General features: G+C 68.8%; 19 protein-coding genes. 14 read left to right on the top strand and 5 right to left on the bottom strand.

Annotated features, from left to right (window positions below; all coding sequences use genetic code 11):
* The first annotated feature begins 27 nt into the window (after positions 1 to 27).
* On the top strand, positions 28 to 876 hold the full coding sequence (locus DFO65_RS05205) for a DNA-formamidopyrimidine glycosylase family protein (protein WP_113903360.1): 849 nt from the start codon (positions 28 to 30) through the stop codon (positions 874 to 876).
* 78 nt (positions 877 to 954) lie between these two features.
* A complete protein-coding gene (locus tag DFO65_RS05210; protein WP_113903361.1) occupies positions 955 to 2,214 on the top strand; it encodes an alpha-hydroxy acid oxidase in 1,260 nt (419 codons plus the stop codon).
* A gap of 121 nt (positions 2,215 to 2,335) precedes the next feature.
* On the opposite strand, the gene DFO65_RS05215 is transcribed toward DFO65_RS05210, so the two are convergent.
* Together DFO65_RS05215 and DFO65_RS05220 are read right to left on the bottom strand one after the other, a co-directional pair.
* A complete protein-coding gene (locus DFO65_RS05215; RefSeq protein WP_113903362.1) occupies positions 2,336 to 2,566 on the bottom strand; it encodes a DUF1059 domain-containing protein in 231 nt (76 codons plus the stop codon).
* 45 nt (positions 2,567 to 2,611) lie between these two features.
* Positions 2,612 to 3,088, bottom strand: coding sequence for an iron chaperone (locus DFO65_RS05220; RefSeq protein ID WP_113903363.1), 477 nt, complete (start codon positions 3,086 to 3,088; stop codon positions 2,612 to 2,614).
* A 218-nt stretch (positions 3,089 to 3,306) separates the two neighbouring features.
* On the opposite strand from DFO65_RS05220, the gene DFO65_RS05225 reads away from it, so the two are divergent.
* On the top strand, positions 3,307 to 3,840 hold the full coding sequence (locus DFO65_RS05225; protein ID WP_220151242.1) for a TetR/AcrR family transcriptional regulator: 534 nt from the start codon (positions 3,307 to 3,309) through the stop codon (positions 3,838 to 3,840).
* A 50-nt stretch (positions 3,841 to 3,890) separates the two neighbouring features.
* Here the strand turns inward: DFO65_RS05225 and DFO65_RS05230 are convergent, their stop codons facing one another.
* Positions 3,891 to 4,505, bottom strand: coding sequence for a TetR/AcrR family transcriptional regulator (locus DFO65_RS05230; protein WP_147233252.1), 615 nt, complete (start codon positions 4,503 to 4,505; stop codon positions 3,891 to 3,893).
* Positions 4,506 to 4,609: 104 nt separating this feature from the next.
* Here DFO65_RS05230 and DFO65_RS05235 point away from each other — a divergent pair, with 104 nt between their 5' ends.
* From DFO65_RS05235 to DFO65_RS05245, 3 genes are all read left to right on the top strand, one after another.
* On the top strand, positions 4,610 to 5,914 hold the full coding sequence (locus DFO65_RS05235; protein ID WP_113903366.1) for an FAD-dependent oxidoreductase: 1,305 nt from the start codon (positions 4,610 to 4,612) through the stop codon (positions 5,912 to 5,914).
* A 108-nt stretch (positions 5,915 to 6,022) separates the two neighbouring features.
* Positions 6,023 to 7,504 carry an amino acid permease gene (locus DFO65_RS05240; protein ID WP_113903367.1) on the top strand — a complete coding sequence of 494 codons (1,482 nt, stop codon included), beginning with the start codon at positions 6,023 to 6,025 and terminating at the stop codon, positions 7,502 to 7,504.
* 135 nt (positions 7,505 to 7,639) lie between these two features.
* Positions 7,640 to 8,593 carry an iron-siderophore ABC transporter substrate-binding protein gene (locus DFO65_RS05245; RefSeq protein ID WP_113903368.1) on the top strand — a complete coding sequence of 318 codons (954 nt, stop codon included), beginning with the start codon at positions 7,640 to 7,642 and terminating at the stop codon, positions 8,591 to 8,593.
* A gap of 79 nt (positions 8,594 to 8,672) precedes the next feature.
* Here the strand turns inward: DFO65_RS05245 and DFO65_RS05250 are convergent, their stop codons facing one another.
* Complete coding sequence (locus tag DFO65_RS05250) at positions 8,673 to 9,143, bottom strand: NUDIX hydrolase (protein ID WP_113903369.1); 471 nt, start codon at positions 9,141 to 9,143, stop codon at positions 8,673 to 8,675.
* A 119-nt stretch (positions 9,144 to 9,262) separates the two neighbouring features.
* Here DFO65_RS05250 and DFO65_RS05255 point away from each other — a divergent pair, with 119 nt between their 5' ends.
* The 8 genes from DFO65_RS05255 to DFO65_RS05290 all read left to right on the top strand — a co-directional run bounded on the left by DFO65_RS05255 (position 9,263) and on the right by DFO65_RS05290 (position 16,150).
* Positions 9,263 to 9,748, top strand: a complete 486-nt coding sequence (locus tag DFO65_RS05255) for an SRPBCC family protein (protein ID WP_113903370.1) — start codon at positions 9,263 to 9,265, stop codon at positions 9,746 to 9,748.
* An 18-nt stretch (positions 9,749 to 9,766) separates the two neighbouring features.
* On the top strand, positions 9,767 to 10,564 hold the full coding sequence (locus tag DFO65_RS05260; protein WP_113903371.1) for an alpha/beta fold hydrolase: 798 nt from the start codon (positions 9,767 to 9,769) through the stop codon (positions 10,562 to 10,564).
* A gap of 120 nt (positions 10,565 to 10,684) precedes the next feature.
* Positions 10,685 to 11,593, top strand: coding sequence for a sulfurtransferase (locus tag DFO65_RS05265; RefSeq protein ID WP_113903372.1), 909 nt, complete (start codon positions 10,685 to 10,687; stop codon positions 11,591 to 11,593).
* Positions 11,593 to 12,060, top strand: coding sequence for a SufE family protein (locus DFO65_RS05270; protein ID WP_113903373.1), 468 nt, complete (start codon positions 11,593 to 11,595; stop codon positions 12,058 to 12,060). Before DFO65_RS05265 ends, DFO65_RS05270 begins: the two co-directional genes overlap by 1 nt.
* Before the next feature lie 49 nt (positions 12,061 to 12,109).
* On the top strand, positions 12,110 to 13,228 hold the full coding sequence (locus DFO65_RS05275; RefSeq protein ID WP_113903374.1) for an iron chelate uptake ABC transporter family permease subunit: 1,119 nt from the start codon (positions 12,110 to 12,112) through the stop codon (positions 13,226 to 13,228).
* 59 nt (positions 13,229 to 13,287) lie between these two features.
* Positions 13,288 to 14,301, top strand: a complete 1,014-nt coding sequence (locus DFO65_RS05280; protein WP_113903598.1) for a FecCD family ABC transporter permease — start codon at positions 13,288 to 13,290, stop codon at positions 14,299 to 14,301.
* On the top strand, positions 14,298 to 15,218 hold the full coding sequence (locus DFO65_RS05285) for an ABC transporter ATP-binding protein (RefSeq protein WP_113903375.1): 921 nt from the start codon (positions 14,298 to 14,300) through the stop codon (positions 15,216 to 15,218). Before DFO65_RS05280 ends, DFO65_RS05285 begins: the two co-directional genes overlap by 4 nt.
* The gene (locus tag DFO65_RS05290; protein ID WP_113903376.1) at positions 15,215 to 16,150 is read left to right on the top strand and encodes an ABC transporter substrate-binding protein; all 936 of its coding nucleotides are present in this window, start codon (positions 15,215 to 15,217) and stop codon (positions 16,148 to 16,150) included. The genes DFO65_RS05285 and DFO65_RS05290 overlap by 4 nt, the downstream gene beginning before the upstream one ends.
* Here DFO65_RS05290 and DFO65_RS05295 read toward each other — a convergent pair.
* Positions 16,128 to 17,141 carry a DUF808 domain-containing protein gene (locus DFO65_RS05295; protein ID WP_113903377.1) on the bottom strand — a complete coding sequence of 338 codons (1,014 nt, stop codon included), beginning with the start codon at positions 17,139 to 17,141 and terminating at the stop codon, positions 16,128 to 16,130. The two genes, DFO65_RS05290 and DFO65_RS05295, sit on opposite strands and share 23 nt — an antisense overlap.
* Positions 17,142 to 17,180 lie beyond the last annotated feature (39 nt).

The raw sequence follows: 17,180 nt of genomic DNA on the forward strand, positions 1-17,180 counted from the left end.
TCGATTCCGACGACGATTGGACAGACCGTGCCCGAACAACCCGAACTCGATGCCCTGGCGGACTTCCTGCGCGGGAGCCTCGTCGGGGACACGATCGCCGAGGCGCACCTCGGCGAGATCAGTGCCCTGAAGTCGGCGCGCCGGCCGTTGGACTCCCTGCTCGGACAGCATGTCACCGCGATCTCACGGGTGGGCAAGTTCCTCGACATCGCGGTCGGCGATGGCCACCTCATCGTCCATTTCGCGCTGATGGGCTGGCTGCGCTGGTACGCCGAAGCCACCCGCGGTCCGGTCCGGATGGGCAAGGGGCCGCTCGCACTGCGCATCGCCCTGGAATCGGGGGCGGGCTTCGACCTCACGGAGCAGGGGACGAAGAAGAGCCTTGCGATCCATCTGGTCTCCCGGCCCGACGAGGTGGAGCGGATCGCTCAGCTGGGCACGGATGTGTCCGAGGTGAACGAGGACGAGTTCACCAGGATCCTCGCCGGCAGCCCCGCACGGATCAAGACCCTCCTGCGCGATCAGTCGCTCATCGCCGGGATCGGCAACCGCTGGTCGGATGAGATCCTCCACACCGCGAAGCTCTCGCCGTTCGCCACCTCGGCGAGGATCTCAGATCCCCGCGCCCTCCACGCGGCGATGCGCACAGTGCTCGACCGGGCGACCGCGGAGCTGAGCGGCCTGCCGCCCGGGAAGATCAAGGCCGCGGAGAAGAGGCTGTCCGCGGTCCACGGGAAGGCCGGCACTCCGTGCCCGGTGTGCCAGGCGACGATCGCCGAGGTGGTGTTCTCCGACCGCTCCTTCCAGTACTGCCCCGGATGCCAGACCGGGGGGAAGCGGCTGAACGACCGGCGCCTGGACCGCCTCCTCAAGTGAGCGCCAGGCGAGTCAGCCGTCGCGGGCGTCGTTAGACTTGCCGCAGATGTCCGCGACGAAGCGAAGGAGAGCGAACCGATGAAGAGGCGCCTGCCCGACTGGTCGGAACTCCGACCCCTGATGACGTTCGTCCCACCTCGTCTCGACCGGGTCGCGGCCCGCCTCGAGTCCGCCGCAGATGTCTGGGACCTGCGCCGCATCGCGAAGCGCGTCACTCCGGCGGCCCCGTTCGACTACGTCGACGGGGGAGCGCTCGCCGAGCGAACCCTGCGCAGGAATCGGGAGGTCTTCGCCGAGGTGGAGCTGCTCCCGCGCATCCTCCATGGCGTCGACTCGGTCGACACCTCGACGACGATCGCGGGCAGCCGGGCAGCGCTTCCCTTTGGCATCGCGCCGACCGGCTACACCCGGCTCATGCACGCCGAGGGCGAGATCGGCGGTGTGCGCGCGGCGACGCGGGCCCGGATCCCCTTCACCCTGTCGACGATGGGCACCCGGTCCCTCGAGGAAGTCGCTCAGGCGGCACCGGATTCCACCCGGTGGTTCCAGCTCTACCTGTGGAAGGATCGCGAGCGCAGCCTCGACCTCCTCCGGCGCGCCGAGGCGGCGGGCTACGACACCCTGCTCGTCACCGTCGACACCCCGATCACGGGACTGCGACTGCGCGACGCCCGCAACGGTCTGGCGATCCCTCCCCGGCTCACCCTGAGCACGATCCTCGATGCCTCCTACCGGCCCGGCTGGTGGTTCAACTTCCTCACCACCGATCCACCGAAGTACGCGAGCCTGTCGACCACCTCGACGACCCTGGCCGAGCTCACGGCCTCGATGTTCGATCCGACGCTGGGCTTCGACGACCTGCGCTGGATCCGCGAGCAGTGGTCGGGGCGGCTCTTCGTCAAGGGCGTCCTCACCGCCGAGGATGCCCGACAATCCGCATCCCTCGGTGCCGACGGCCTCATCGTGTCGAACCATGGCGGACGGCAGCTCGACCAGGCTCCGCCCTCGCTGACCGCGCTGTCCGAGGTCCGGGAGGCCGTCGGCGAGGACATGGAGATCATCCTCGACTCCGGGATCATGTCCGGCACCGATGTGGTCACCGCTCTCTGCGCCGGTGCCGACTTCGTTCTCATCGGCCGCGCCTACCTCTACGGACTCATGGCCGGCGGCCGGCGCGGCGTCGAGCGCGTCATCGAGCTCCTCTCCGCGGAGATCCGCACGGCGATGGGCCTGATGGGAGCCGCGACCATCGCCGATCTGGGCCCGCACCTCGTCCGGGGACTGCCCGTGCCGCCGCCGGCCGGAGTTGTCCGCCCGTCATCCGAGCCGCAGCGCTGAGGCCACTTGGGGCCGCTACCGAGAAGTGCAGACGCGCGCCACTTCTGGCGCCCCTCTGCACTTCTCGGTCGCGAACATGCCGGGCCACCAGCCCTGGCGCCCGCCTCCGACGTCGGCGTGATCACTGGAGCGCGGCGAACGCCTTCTTGGTCTCGCGGTACCAGCCCATCGCCTTCAGCGGATGCCGCCAGCGGTTCTTCATCTGCTCGTGGGCGGGCAGGTGAGCGGTGTCGCCTTGGCGGACGGCCTCGCGCAGGTGCCGGTCCTGTGCCTTGATCATCTCGTCGGCTGACTCACCACGGATGTCCGCGTCGCACACGCCGCCGAGCTGTCGGCAGGTCATGGTCTTCATGCTGTTGTCCCTTCTGATGTGGTCATCGGAGTGATTGGCACTCGCTCAGCCGACTGCACGCCGGAGGAGCGCTTCGATCTGCCTCTCGACGTCCTCGGTGATCTCGAGGATGGCGAAACTCGCCGGCCACATCGCACCGTCGTCGAGCCGTGCCCCGTCGCTGAAGCCGAGCGTCGCGTAGCGCGCCTTGAACTTCGCGGCAGGCTGGAAGAAGCACACGATAGTGCCGTCGAGTGCATAGGCGGGCATTCCGTACCACAGTTTCGACGTCAGCTGCGGGGCGCTCTTCGTCACGATCGCATGGATCCTCCGTGCGATGTCCCGATCGCGACCCTCCAGTTCCTCGATCTTGGCGACCACGGACTGCTCGGCTTCGGTGGTCTTCTGTGCTGCGGACCGGCGCTTCCGCGCGGCGCGTGTCTCTCGCGCACGCTCCTTCATCGCCGCGCGTTCCTCGGCGGTGAAGGGCCCCGAAACGTCTGCGGTGTCGCTCGTCTGTCCGGTTCGCGTGTCGGTGGTCATGATTGCGGGTGGTCCTTTCATCCGGGTGATTTCTGGCAGTTAGCGGCACGGAGAGTGCCGTTGCAGTCGAGTGTGCGCCGGAGAACGGTATTTGTCAACGGCACGGGGTGTGTCGGTACTATGTGGTCATGGTCAGCCCGAAGCATTCGTCTTCGCCGTCACCGACGGCAGCATCCCGAGAGCCGCGGCGACGCGGTGCGGAGCGGACTCGTCAGCTGTTGGAGGTCACGCTCGAGATCGCGGCAGAGGAGGGGTACCGTGGTCTGACCATCGAGGCGGTCGCACGACGCGCGAAGGTCGGGAAGCACACGATCTATCGGCGCTGGCCGTCCATCACCCAGCTGCTTCTGGACGCACTGAACCACGTGTGGATCAGCGATCTCGACTACCACACAGAGGGCAGCATCCGCACGGACCTTCGTGAGCAGTTCCTGCGGTCCAGCCATGCATTGTCGACTCCGCCGATCGGGCCCATCTACCGGGCTGTCATCGCCGAGGCGCAGGCGGACCCCGCGATGCGAACGATCTTGCACGAGACATTCCTTGCGACCGTGGAGCGGCGGACCCTGGATCGCCTTCTCCTGGCCCAGCGCAACCGCGAACTGGATCCCGATGCGGATCTGACGATCGCCGCCGAGGTGCTTGCCGGAACCCTCTACTATCGTTGGCTGCTCACACCGCGACCGATCGACGAACAGGTCATCGACGGAGTGATCGACATGTTCCTCTCGGCCTACGGCGGGCCCGAGTAGACGACCTACAGCTCTGCCGATTCACCACGGTCGCACGCGGTCCGGCGGAGTCAGGCCTCGATCAGACGCCTGAGCAGCCGGAACTGATCGGCGACGAGGCCACTGTCCCATGCCGCGTCGATTCCGCCCGGTCCCTGCGCCTGGCGCAGAGACCATTCGTCGAACGACCTGAGCAGGGACTGGACGCCGAGGGCCTGCAGCTCCTGTGGGCACTCGGCATCGACGGCACCGCTGCGGCGGCCGATCTCGAGGACCTCGGTCAGCCAGGCGTCGACGACGGCACCCGCCTGCTCGACCGCCGGGTGCTCGCGGTGGGCGGAGAAGATCCGCCACAACAGGTTGAGGGCGGTGCTGCGCGGCCAGACCTCGACGGCGTCCCTCCACACCCGTTCGGCCGTCGCCCAGAAATCCCCGGCGAAGTCCTCGACCGCGGGAGGGGGCCAGTCCGCCCGTGCCTCGGCGATGAGCTCGGTGACGACGAGTCCGAGCAGCTCCTCCTTGGACTCGACGACATGGTAGAAGGAGCTCTTGCTCATCCGGCAGGAGGTGACGATGCGGTTGAGGGAGGCCTCGGCGAAAGAATGCGCGGCGAACTCCGCGGCGGCGGCGGCGATGAGAGCCTCCCGCTTCGGTGCGGCCATCCGTGAGAAGGGGGTCGTGGGCACGACCTCATCCTAGCAATCGGAACTCCGTCGTGGACCGGCTGGTCCAGGCGGCGCGGGTGGTGATACGCTGATGTGGACCAACCGGTCCACACCTTGGAGGGGCAATGATCATCCCGCGTTCGGTGGATGAGCAGTACGCAGCCGCGGCCGGTGACGAGGTGCGCATCCTCATCGTCGGCGGGGGCATCGCCGGAATCACCCTGGCCCAGCTGCTGCGTGCCCGGGGCAGGCACCCGGTCCTCATCGAGCGCTCGCCCGACCTCGCCCGCATGACCGATGACAACCATGCCGGCTACATGCTCGCGCTCATGCCCATGGTCGATCCCGTGTTCACCGAGCTCGAGGTCTGGGACGAGTACCGGGAGCGCAGCGTCGAGATCGACCGCTACACCTTCCACTCCCGGACCGGGGACGTCATTCGCAGCGATCGCCTCGGGCGGCTGCTCGACCCGTACGGCGAGTACCGGGGCATCGCCCGCGGTGCTCTCATCGACGTGCTCGCCACCGCCGACTGCCCGATCGCCTTCGGTACCACGGTGACCGATCTGAGCGAGGACGAGACCGTCACGGTGGAGCTCGAGACGGCGGCGAGCGAACCGGACCCGACGGACGCCGAGGCGACGAGCCTCATGGAGGAGTTCGACCTCGTCGTCATCGCCGACGGGCTGAACTCCCGCACCCGTCGGTTCGTCCCCGGGGGCAGATCCCTCGGTTCCGTCGACACCGCGTGGGGAGGATGGGTCGCATGGGCGCCGGCCGACGCCGATCCGCGCGACGGCAGCGAGCTCTGGGGCGACGGGTTCTTCCTCGGCGCCTATCCCGTCAAGGACCGGATCGGGATCTTCCTCGGCTGCCCGGATTCTCGGCAGCCACTGGGACCGCGCCGCTTCGCCGCGGAGGTGCGCGGGAAGCTGGAGAACCTCAGTCCGCGCCTCGATTCCGCCCTCACCGCCGTCGCCGAGGCGGACGATCCCTTCTTCTGGCCCCTCCGTGACGCCCGGACCTCGCGGTGGGCGACCGGGCGCACCGTGCTGCTCGGCGATGCCGCGGCCGGCTTCCTGCCCACCGCGGGCATCGGGGCAGGGATGGCGATGGAATCGGCGTGGGCATTGGGCCGACGGCTGGCCGAGACGGATCGGCGGTCGCTGCCGGATGATCTGCGCGCCTATGAACAAGGGCAGCGACCCCGGGTCGAGTCCGCGCAGGACAACTCGCGGCAGCTCGCCGGGCTCATGTTCTCCGATTCGACGATCCTGGCCGTCCTGCGGGAGAAGCTCCTCGGACTCCTCAGCGTCAAGGTCGCACTGAAGCCGATCATCGCGCTGCTGGACACTCCCGCTGCGGCCAGCGCCGACAACCCGAGCTTGCCGGGCCCTCAGCCCTGGCGCCCGACGCCGACGCCGGCGTGAGTCTGCTCACAGGGTGATTGCGAGTCCGGCCCGTGCGGTCGGCGTGTGGTAGGAATGTCCAGGATGTCCGCAGGAGACACACGCCGCTCGATGACCCAAGGATGCACGATGAACGACACAGCCACCTCGGCGACAGGCGAACGGGAACTCAAGCGCGGCCTGCGGGCGCGTCACCTCCAGATGATCGCGATCGGCGGGGCCATCGGCACCGGGCTGTTCCTCGGCTCCGGTGGAACGATCTCCCAGGCCGGACCCGGCGGTGCCCTGCTCGCCTATGCCGCGATCGGCATCATGGTGCTCTTCGTCATGCAGTCGCTCGGTGAGCTGTCCACGCACCTGCCGGTCGCCGGTTCCTTCCACACGTACGGAACGAAGTACGTCAGCCCCTCATTCGGCTTCGCGATGGGCTGGAACTATTGGTTCAACTGGGCGATCACCCTGGCCGCCGAGCTCGTCGCAGCCGGTGTCATCATGTCGTTCTGGCTGCCCGACGTCCCCTCCTGGGTCTGGGCGGCGGTCTTCCTCGCCCTGCTCACCGGGCTCAACTTCCTCTCCGCGAAGGCCTTCGGCGAGGGCGAGTTCTGGTTCGCCGCGATCAAGGTCGCCGCCGTGCTCGCCTTCCTCGTCCTCGGCGTGCTGATGATCGCAGGGATCATCGGCGGCGAGTCCCCGGGGCTGAGCAACTGGACGACGGGCGAGGCGCCGTTCGCCGGCGGCTGGGTCTCGATCATCAGCGTATTCATGATCGCCGGGTTCTCGTTCCAGGGCACCGAGCTCGTCGGCGTCACCGCGGGGGAGTCGAACGACCCCCGCCGGGACATGCCCAAGGCGATCCGCACCGTGTTCTGGCGCATCATGCTCTTCTACATCGGTGCGATCATCGTCATCGGCTTCCTGCTGCCCTACACCGACCCCTCCCTGCTCGCCGCGGCGGACAACGAGGACATCACCGCCTCACCGTTCACCCTCGTCTTCGAGCGGGCCGGCATCGCGGTGGCCGCGAGCGTCATGAACGCGGTCATCCTCACCGCGATCCTCTCCGCGGGCAACTCCGGTCTCTACGCGTCGACCCGCATGCTCTACGCGATGGCCAAGGAGGGCACCGCGCCGAGGCTGTTCGCCCGCCTCAACGAGCGCGGCGTCCCCGTCATGGCCCTGCTCGCGACGGCGATCATCGGCCTCTTCGGCTTCCTCTCCGAGGTGATGGGCGACGGCGGCGCCTACACCTGGCTCATCAATGTCTCCGGGCTCTCCGGCTTCATCGTCTGGGCGGGCATCGCGCTGTGCCACTTCCGGTTCCGCCGCGCCTACCTCGCCCAGGGCGGGCGGCTGGCCGATCTGCCCTACCGGGCGCCGCTGTTCCCCGTCGGCCCGATCATCGCGCTGATCATGCTCGTCATCGTCATCGTCGGCCAGAACCTCCAGGCCGTCGTGGACGGGCAGATCCTCGAGGTCGCCTCGGCGTACATCGGCCTGCCGGCATTCGCTCTGCTGTGGCTGGTGCACCGGATCGTCACCGGTCGCCGGTCGGCCGTCGTCGGTCTCGAGGAGATGGACGTCTCCGGTCTCGAGGTCCGGCCCGCGGACTGACTCCTGCCGAAGTCCGGCGGTTTGACGCAGCCGAGGTTCGGCCCGCGGGCTGACCGAGCGAACGGCGCACCGCGGTCGGAGAACGGAATCCTTGGGTTAAGATAGGCACGCCTAACTTCGAGGAAGGATCCCTTCATGCGCCGAACGCTTGCTCCGCTGCTCGCACTCGCCATTGTCCTCTCCGGCTGCTCCGGCGGCTCCACCGAGGAGAACCCGACCGGCGCCACCGTGGACACCAAGTTCGGCCCCGTCGAGGTTCCCGCCGATCCGCAGCGGGTCGTCGCCCTCGGATGGGGTGATGCAGAGACGGCTCTGGCGCTCGGAGTCGAACCGGTCGGCGCCTCCGACTGGGTGGAGTTCGGCGGCACGGGCGTCGGCCCCTGGGCGGAGGACCTCTACACCGAGGCGCCGGAGATCATCGGAACCATGGAGCCCGACTTCGAGGCGATCGCGGCTCTCGAACCCGACCTCATCCTCGACGTCAAGGCGTCCGGCGAGCAGGAGCGCTATGACCGGCTGAGCGAGATCGCGCCGACGGTCGGGGTGCCCGAGGGCGGAGACAGCTACCTGACGACGATGGAGCAGCAGGTGACGATGATCGCCGAGGCGCTGGGCCGGGAGGACGAGGGCGCGCAGGCGTTGGAGAGGATCGAGGAGGAGTTCGCGACCGCCCGCAGCGAGCACCCCGAGTTCGAGGGGAGGTCGGTGACCGTGGCCGCCAAGACCTCCGAGGGGTGGGGAGCCTATGTCGAAGAGTCGGAGCGGGTGCAGTTCATGGAGAAGCTCGGATTCGAGCAGTCGGAGACGATCGCCGCGCTGCAGCCCGAGGGATTCACGGCTCCCGTCTCCGAGGAGAACCTCGATCAGCTCGACGCCGACCTCCTCGTCGTCTTCCCCATCTACATCCCCGTCGCCGAGGTGACGTCCTCACCCGGCTTCGAGTCGATTCCCGCGGTCGCCGACGGCCGTGCCATCGTCTTCACCGACGAGCAGGACGCCCTGCGCAAGGCCTTCTCCCTCAACTCGATCCTCTCCGCGTCCTATGCGATCGACGAGATCTCAGGGCTCGCCTCGACCGCGCTGAGGTGACCAGGCCGCCCCGGACCGACCAGCCCGCCCCGAACCGGCCAGGCCGACCTGAACCGGCCAGGCCGACCCTGTCCTCGCCTCAGCCGTCCCAGGCCGGTGCCGCGGTCCACGCCTCGAGGCCGATGTCGATGATCTGGGCGTGGCGGATCTGCGGCAGCGAGGAGATCGGCAGCCATTCGGCGCGGTCGGTCGTGCCGTCGACCTCGAGGGTGCCGAGCTCCCCGCCGACGATCCGCGCCTCGTAGACGATGCGCACTCCCTTGAACGGCCGCGGGCCGTCCTCCCCGCGCCGAGGCTGACGGCTCGTGCCGTTGAACGTGTGCGTCGTCAGCGGTCGGAGGAGCTCGGCGTCGAACCCGGTCTCCTCCTTGACCTCCCTGATCGTCGCCTCCTCGATGCCCTCCTCGAACTCGACACCGCCGCCGGGAAGCGTCCACAGGGCGTGGGAGGAGTCGTGGCCCCCGTTGAACCAGCTGAGGAGGATCTCCCGGTCCTCGTTGACGATCACGGCGTACCCGGCCAGCCGGGTGTCGTATTCGAAGAACTGCATGGGCCCAGACTACCCGTGAGTACCGACGCCGGCCCCTGGTCGCCGAAGCATGGGAGATGTAGTGTGAAATGTGCTGCGGCCCACCTGAGTGGACAACGACCCGAACGAAGGATGCACGGATGTCCGACACCGACTACCCCGACGACACGTTCGCCCGGTCCCGGACGATCCCGGCCCCCGCCTCGGCGATCTTCGCGATCCTCGCCGATCCCTCCCGCCACCGGGAGACCGAACCGGGGGACTGGGTGCGCAGCGCGATCGACCCGGAGCCGATCACCGGGGCCGGCCAGATCTTCGGGATGAACATGTACGCCGAAGGCCCGGGCGACTACCGGATGCACAACACGGTGACGTCCTTCGCGCCGAACCGGACGATCGCGTGGGACCCGGGACAGCCCGACGAGACCGGGACCGTGGTCCCGGGCGGCTGGCGCTGGCGCTACGACCTCGAGGAGGTCGACGGCGGCACCGAGGTGACATTGACCTACGACTGGTCGGCGACCCCGCAGGAGACCCGCGACTTCTTCGGTGGCTTCCCGGCCGTCGGGCCCGAGTTCCTCGAGGAGTCACTGGCGAGCCTGGAGCGTGCCGTGACCAGGAGCTGAGCCGGTAGGGTGGGAGGCGTGAGTGAGATCGCCACCAGACAGATCGGTGAGGCCGGACCGAGGATCGTGTTCGTCCACGGCCTCTTCGGGCGGGGGAAGAACTTCACCTCGATCGCCAAGTCCCTGGAACCCGAGTACTCGAGTCTGCTCCTCGACCTGCCCAACCACGGCGAGTCGGCGTGGACGGACACCTTCGACTACATCGAACTCGCCGACTCCGTCGCCGCCACCATCGCCGAGGTGACCGCCGCCGACGACCGGCCCGTGCACCTCGTCGGGCACTCCCTGGGTGGGAAGGTCGCGATGGTGCTCGCGCTGCGCCACCCCGAGCTCGTCGACCGCCTCGTCGTCGTCGACATCGCACCGACCTCCGGGAGGGCCTCTGGCGAATTCGAGCACCTGCTGTCCAGCCTCGCCGCGCTCGACCTCGGCGCCATCGGATCCCGAGGCGAGGCCGACGAGGCGCTGCGAGGGCCCATTCCCTCCGACCGGGTGCGCGGCTTCCTGCTGCAGAACCTCCGCACGACGCCCGAGGGCTACGCCTGGCAGCCCAACCTCGACCTGCTCCGTGACAGCCTGCCGGTGATCGGATCGTTCCCGACCACCGAGGAGATCGGTGCCGAGCCCTTCGACCATCCCGTGCTGTGGATGGCGGGGGAGCGGTCGGACTACGTCGCCAAGGACGACCTGCCCGCGATGCGCGCCCTCTTCCCCCGCACGACGCTGCTCACCGTCAAGGACGCCGGCCATTGGGTGCACTCCGAGGCGCCGCAGACGTTCGTCTCGGCCCTGCGGATCTTCCTCGGCCGCGACTGATCGCAGTCGGACAATGATGACGACCGGATCCGATCGCCGCCGGAAGCGGAATATGCTGGACACCGGTGATGTTGAGACACCAGGTCTGAACAGGACACCAACACCGATGAGGAGGAGCGAGTGAGCACAGCGATCCCGACCGATTCCACGCCCAAGTTCGCCGAGTACGTCCACGGCGAACGACTGGTCAGCACCGACTGGGTGGCCGAGCATGCGGGAACCCCGGGTCTCGTCATCGTCGAAAGCGACGAGGACGTCCTCCTCTACGAGACCGGACACATCCCGGGTGCGGTGAAGATCGACTGGCACACCGAGCTCAACGACCCCGTCTCCCGCGACTACGTCGACGGTGAGGGATTCGCGGCTCTGCTGTCGAGGAAGGGGATCTCGCGCGATGACACGATCGTCTTCTACGGCGACAAGTCGAACTGGTGGGCCGCATACGCCCTGTGGGTGTTCTCCCTCTTCGGCCACGAGGACCTGCGGCTGATGGACGGCGGTCGGGCGAAATGGCAGGCCGAGGGCCGCGAGATGACCACCGAGAAGCCGCAGCGGGAGAGGACCGACTACCCGATCGTCGACCGCGACGACTCGACGCTGCGCGCCTTCCTCCCCGACGTCCGCGACAACCTCGGGCAGTTCCCGCTCATCGACGTGCGCAGCCCCGAGGAGTACACGGGCGAGCGCACGCACATGCCCGACTACCCGGAGGAGGGGGCCCTGCGCGGCGGCCACATCCCCAGCGCGCAGTCTGTGCCCTGGGCGAAGGCCGCGAACGAGGACGGCACCTTCAAGACCGCCGCCGAGTTGCGCGAGATCTACGCGGAGCAGGCCGGGCTCGGCACCGCTGACGAGGTCATCGCCTACTGCCGGATCGGCGAGCGCTCGAGCCACACCTGGTTCGTCCTCCAGCACCTGCTCGGATACGAGCACGTGCGCAACTACGACGGCTCCTGGACGGAGTGGGGCAACGCCGTGCGTGTGCCCATCGCGACCGGACCGGAACCCGGTGAGGTGCCCGGACGCTGATGACCACGGATACGAACACCGATCTGCCCGAGAGCCTGCGGGAGATCGTCGAGGACTTCGCCGAGACCGGACCCGACGAGAGGCTCGAGCTGCTGCTCGAGTTCTCCTCGGAGCTGCCCGCATTGCCCGAACGCTACGCCGAGCATCCCGAGCTGCTCGAACCCGTTCCCGAGTGCCAGTCCCCGATCTTCCTCGTCACCGAGGTCGACGACCCCGAGCAGGGCCCGCAGGCGACCGTCCACCTCCACTTCTCGGCGCCTCCGGAGGCGCCGACGACGCGTGGTTTCGCCGGGATCCTCCGCGAGGGCCTCGACGGGCTCTCCGCCGAGGCGGTGCTCTCGGTCCCGGCGGACCTGCCCCTGCGCCTGTCGCTGACGCAGGCGGTGAGCCCGCTGCGGCTGCGAGGGATGAGCGGCATGCTCTCGCGGATCCAGCGCCAGGTCTCGGAGCGCATCGGCAGGATCTGATAACTTAGGTGAGACTTCCCTTCATTAGTCTGACCTAAGGAACCCTGCCATGAGCGGTCTCGCCACCGAATCGGCGACACGTCACGCCGGTGCGCCCGCGCCCGGGACCACCGCAGCCGTGGACTCCGCACCGCGGGCCGACGGCGTCGCCCGGGCCCCGGGTGCGGCACTGCGGCGCAAACGGGTCCTCGGGCTCATCGCCTCGATCATCGTCCTCGCCGCCATGATCGTGGCCTCGCTGGCGATCGGCTCCCGCGACATCGCCGTCGCCGAGGTGGTGCGAGCCCTGGTCGACCCGACCGACAGCGACGACCACCTCGTCGTCCTCGAACTGCGCCTGCCGCGCACGGTGCTCGGCATCCTCGTCGGCGTAGCCCTCGGCTCGGCCGGCGGGCTCATGCAGGCACTGACCCGCAATCCCCTGGCCGACCCCGGCATCCTCGGCGTCAACGCCGGAGCCTCGCTCGCGGTGGCCGTCGGCATCGGCTTCTTCGGCGTCGCCTCGATCAGCGGCTATATCTGGTTCGCGTTCATCGGAGCGCTGCTGGCGACCATCGCGGTCTACCTCATCGGCTCGGCCGGACCCAGCCGCAGCGTCGACCCGATCCGGCTGACCCTGGCCGGGGTCGCGGTCGCCGCGGTCCTCGCGGGGCTGACGAAGGGCATCCTGCTCACCGACGAACGCGCCTTCGACGCGTTCCGCGCCTGGGACGTCGGGGCGATCGCCGGCCGCGGCTTCGACACCGTCGCGGCCGTTGCCCCCTTCGTCGGGGTGGGAGTCGTCCTCACCCTGCTCCTGTCCCGCGCGCTCAATGCCGTCGCTCTCGGCGACGACCTTGCCGCGGGTCTCGGCGTCTCGGTCCAGCGGACCCGGATCCTGTCGATCCTCGCCGTGACCCTGCTGGCCGGTGCCGCGACCGCGGCGGCCGGCCCCATCGGCTTCATCGGCCTGATGATCCCGCACATCGCGCGCTGGATCGTCGGAACGGATCAGCGCTGGATCCTCGGCTACTCCCTGCTCCTGTCGCCCATCCTCCTTCTCTTCTCCGACGTCCTCGGCCGCGTCGTGATGAAGCCCGGTGAGCTCCAGGTCGGCGTGGTCACGGCGTTCGTCGGCGCCCCCGTGCTCATCGCCCTGGTCCGGAGGAAGAAGGCGAGCGGACTGTGACGATCACCGACACCCGACGGAGCACCGACGGCTCCGAGCGCATCGACTTCGGGCGTCCGATGCTGCGTATCCTCGGATTCCGCATCGACGTGCGCGTCGTCGTCACCGCCGTCGTCCTCGGCATCCTCGCCGCGGCCTGCGGATTCCTCGGACTCATGCTCGGGGAGTTCGACCTCACCCCCGCCGAGGTCTTCGCCGGACTGTTCGGCGAGGCCGACCGACGCATCGTCAACATCGTCGTCGGGGAATGGCGCGCCCCCCGGATCCTCGCCGGGATCGTCCTCGGCGCCGGACTCGGAGTCTCCGGCGCCGTGTTCCAGTCCCTGACCCGCAACCCGCTCGGCAGCCCCGACATCATCGGATTCTCCACCGGCGCCTACACGGGAGGCATCGTCACGATCATCCTCTTCGGCTCGAGCTTCGTCTCCACCGCCGGCGGCGCCATCATCGGCGGACTGGCGACGGCGATCCTCGTCTACCTGCTGACGTGGAAGGGCGGGGTGCAGGGATTCCGGCTCATCATCGTCGGCATCGCCCTGACCGCGATGCTCGCGGCCTTCAACACCTGGCTGATCATGCGCTCCGACCTCGAACTCGCGATGGCCGCCGCGACTTGGGGCGCGGGCACCCTCAACGGCATGGGCTGGGAGACGATCGTCCCCGCCGGGCTGGCCACCATCGCCCTGTCGATCGCCTGCGGGCTCTTCGCCCGCGACCTCGGGACCCTCGAACTCGGCGACGACACCGCCAAGGCGCTCGGCGTGCGCAACGAACCCGTGCGCGCCTGCCTCATCCTCCTCGGCGTCGCGCTCGTCGCCGTCGTCACCGCCGCTGCCGGGCCCATCGCGTTCGTCGCCCTCGCGTCCCCGCAGATCGGGCGTCGGATCGCCCGCGCCCAGGGCACCAGTCTCCTCGCCGCGGCCGGCGTCGGCGCTCTGCTGCTCGTCGCCGCGGACCTCGTCGCCCAGCATGCCCTCGGCGACATCCAACTGCCCGTCGGTGTCGTCACCGTGTGCATCGGCGGCATCTACCTCATCTGGCTGCTCGTCCACGAAGCACGGAAGGCACTATGAATCCTCAGACACTGACCATCGCCGAGGCGGTCCCAGGCACCCGCGACTCCCGCCCTCCCCTCGTGGCCCGGGAGCTCGACCTCTCCTACGACCAGCGGCGCATCGTCTCCGGACTGGACCTCGAGATCCCCGCCGGGCAGTTCAGCGTCATCGTCGGCCCGAACGCCTGCGGGAAGTCGACGCTCCTGCGGGCACTCGCCCGGCTCCTGCCGCCGACGAACGGCAGCGTGCTCCTCGACGGTCAGGACATCGCGAGGATGAGGACGAAGCAGATCGCCAAGCGCCTGGGGCTGCTGCCGCAGAGCTCGATCGCGCCGGAGGGCATCACCGTCGGTGAGCTCGTCTCCCGCGGGCGCCACCCCCACCAGTCGTTCCTGCGCCAGTGGACCGACGAGGACGAGGCCGCGGTGCTCGCCGCCCTGCGCGCCACGAACACCGAGACACTGTCGTCCCGGCCGGTCGACGAGCTCTCCGGCGGGCAGCGGCAGCGGGTGTGGGTGGCGATGGTGCTCGCCCAGGAGACCCCGCTGCTCCTGCTCGACGAACCGACGACGTTCCTCGACGTCGCCTTCCAGATCGACCTGCTCGACCTCTTCGCCCAGCTCAACCACGACCACGGGCACACGCTCGTCGCCGTGCTCCACGACCTCAACCAGGCCTGCCGGTACGCGGACTCGATCATCGCGATGAAGGACGGCGTCGTCGTCGCCCAGGGCGCGCCCGACCAGATCGTCACCGCCGATCTCGTCCGCGACGTGTTCGGCATCGACTGCACCGTCATCGCCGACCCTGTCACCGGGGCGCCGATGATCGTCCCGGGAATGCCGCGGAAGACCGCCTCCGCTCGCCAGGGCGCCGCAGCGCGGACCACGCCCGCAGAGACGAACCCCACCGCACGGAAGGACACCGAGGAATGACGAGACCGACCTCGCTCTTCGCCGTTATCGCCGCCGGCACCCTGCTGCTGAGCGGATGCACGGGAACGGGCGCTGCCGAAACCGGGTCCACCTCGGCGGGCACGGTCACCGTCTCCACGCTCAAGGGGGAGGTCGAGGTTCCCGCGAACGTCGAGAACGTCGTTGCCCTGACCTCGCCCGCGGCCGACGTCTCCGCCGAGCTCGGCCTCACCCCCGTCGCCGTCGAGGAGTCCTCGACCGGGCTCCAGCCCTGGCAGCAGGACTCCCTGGCAGCGGTCGCCGACCCAGCGCTCGGCGATGACGAGGGCGCGCTCGACATCGAGAAGATCGCCTCCTACGAGCCCGACGTCATCTTCGCCGGACCGTGGCAGGTCGCTGATGACTCCGTGCACCGGCAGCTGAGCGAGATCGCCCCGGTCGTCGTCCCCGACTCCGAGGCGGTCAACCCGGACTGGGACGACACACTGACCACGGTGGGCCAGGCCCTCGGGAAGTCGGATGATGCGGAGAGGATCCTCACCGAGACCCAGGAGAGCCTGGCCGCGGTCGGCGAGGAGACCGGTGCCGAGGGCCGGACCTACCAGCTGGTCTCGCCTCGGCCCGATGGCATCTACTTCGGCAACGCCGCCCCGCTGGAGCTGTTCGGCCTCGAACCCGGCAGGCACCAGACTCCCGAGGAGGTCAATCGCTTCGCGCTGTCGGCCGAGAACCTCGACGAACTCGACGCCGACCACCTCTTCATCTGGGCGATGGACGAGGAGTCGAGGAAGTCCCTCGAGGACAATCCGACCTTCGATTCGCTGCCGGCGGTGCAGTCGGGCCGGGCGCAGTTCATCGACACCGACGTCGCCACCGCGATCAACGCCGCGAGCCCGGCGAGCCTGCGCTGGCTCGTCGACGAGGGCGGGTTCAGGGACGTTCTGGCGAAGTAGTCCCGGGCTCCGTGGTCCCGGTCGCCGTCGGCTCATCCTTCTTCTGGCCGCGCTTGATGAGAGCGGTGATGGCGAGGGCGATCCCGGCGACGATGCTGCCCCAGACGAGGCCGAGGATGAGGGAGAAGAAGGTGTTGACGAGCCAGCCGAGGATGCTGCCGATCCCCGCGACCGCCGCGGCTGGCTCCTCGAGGTGGTGGACGAAGCCGTAGAGGGCGTGCAGGCCGAGCTCGTCGGTTCCGACGAGGATGATGTGGCCGCCGACCCACAGCATGGCGAAGGTGCCGATGACGGAGAGGGCCGCGAGCAGCTTCGGCATGGCCTTGACGAGGAACTCGCCGAACCTCTGCGCCCCGGGCTTGGTCCCGCCGGCCATGTGGAGGCCGATGTCGTCCATCTTGACGATGAGCGCGACGACCCCGTAGACGCCGATGGTGATCGCGAGGGCGACGACGACGAGGATGATCGCGCGGCTGACCAGCGTCTCGGCGGCCACCTCGTTGAGCGCGATGACCATGATCTCGCAGCTGAGGACGAAGTCGGTGGTGATGGCCCCGCGCACGATCTTCTTCTCGGGGTCGGCGTCGGGTGCGTGCTTGGACTGCTTCTGCGCCGGCTTCTCGTGGTGTTCGATCCAGCCGAACTTCTCGAACACCTTCTCCGCACCCTCGAAGCACAGATAGGTTCCGCCGACCATGAGCAGAGGGGTGAGCAGCCAGGGCAGGAACTGGCTGAGCAGGAGGATGATCGGCAGGATGATGACGATCTTGTTGAACAGCGAGCCCAGCGCGATCCGCCTGATGATCGGCAGCTCCCGTTTGGGATCGACCCCCTCGACGAACTTCGGGGTCACCGCGGCATCGTCGACGACGACGCCGACGGTCTTCGACCCGGCGCGACCGGCTCCGGCAGCGACGTCATCGAGGCTGGCTGCGGAGAGTTTGACGAGTGCTGCGACGTCGTCGAGGAGTGCGATGAGACCACCGGCCATGAGCGTTCCCTCTGTTGGATCCGTTGACTGCTGACGAAA

Source organism: Brevibacterium sanguinis, from assembly GCF_003315415.1.
GTDB classification, from domain to species: domain Bacteria; phylum Actinomycetota; class Actinomycetes; order Actinomycetales; family Brevibacteriaceae; genus Brevibacterium; species Brevibacterium celere_A.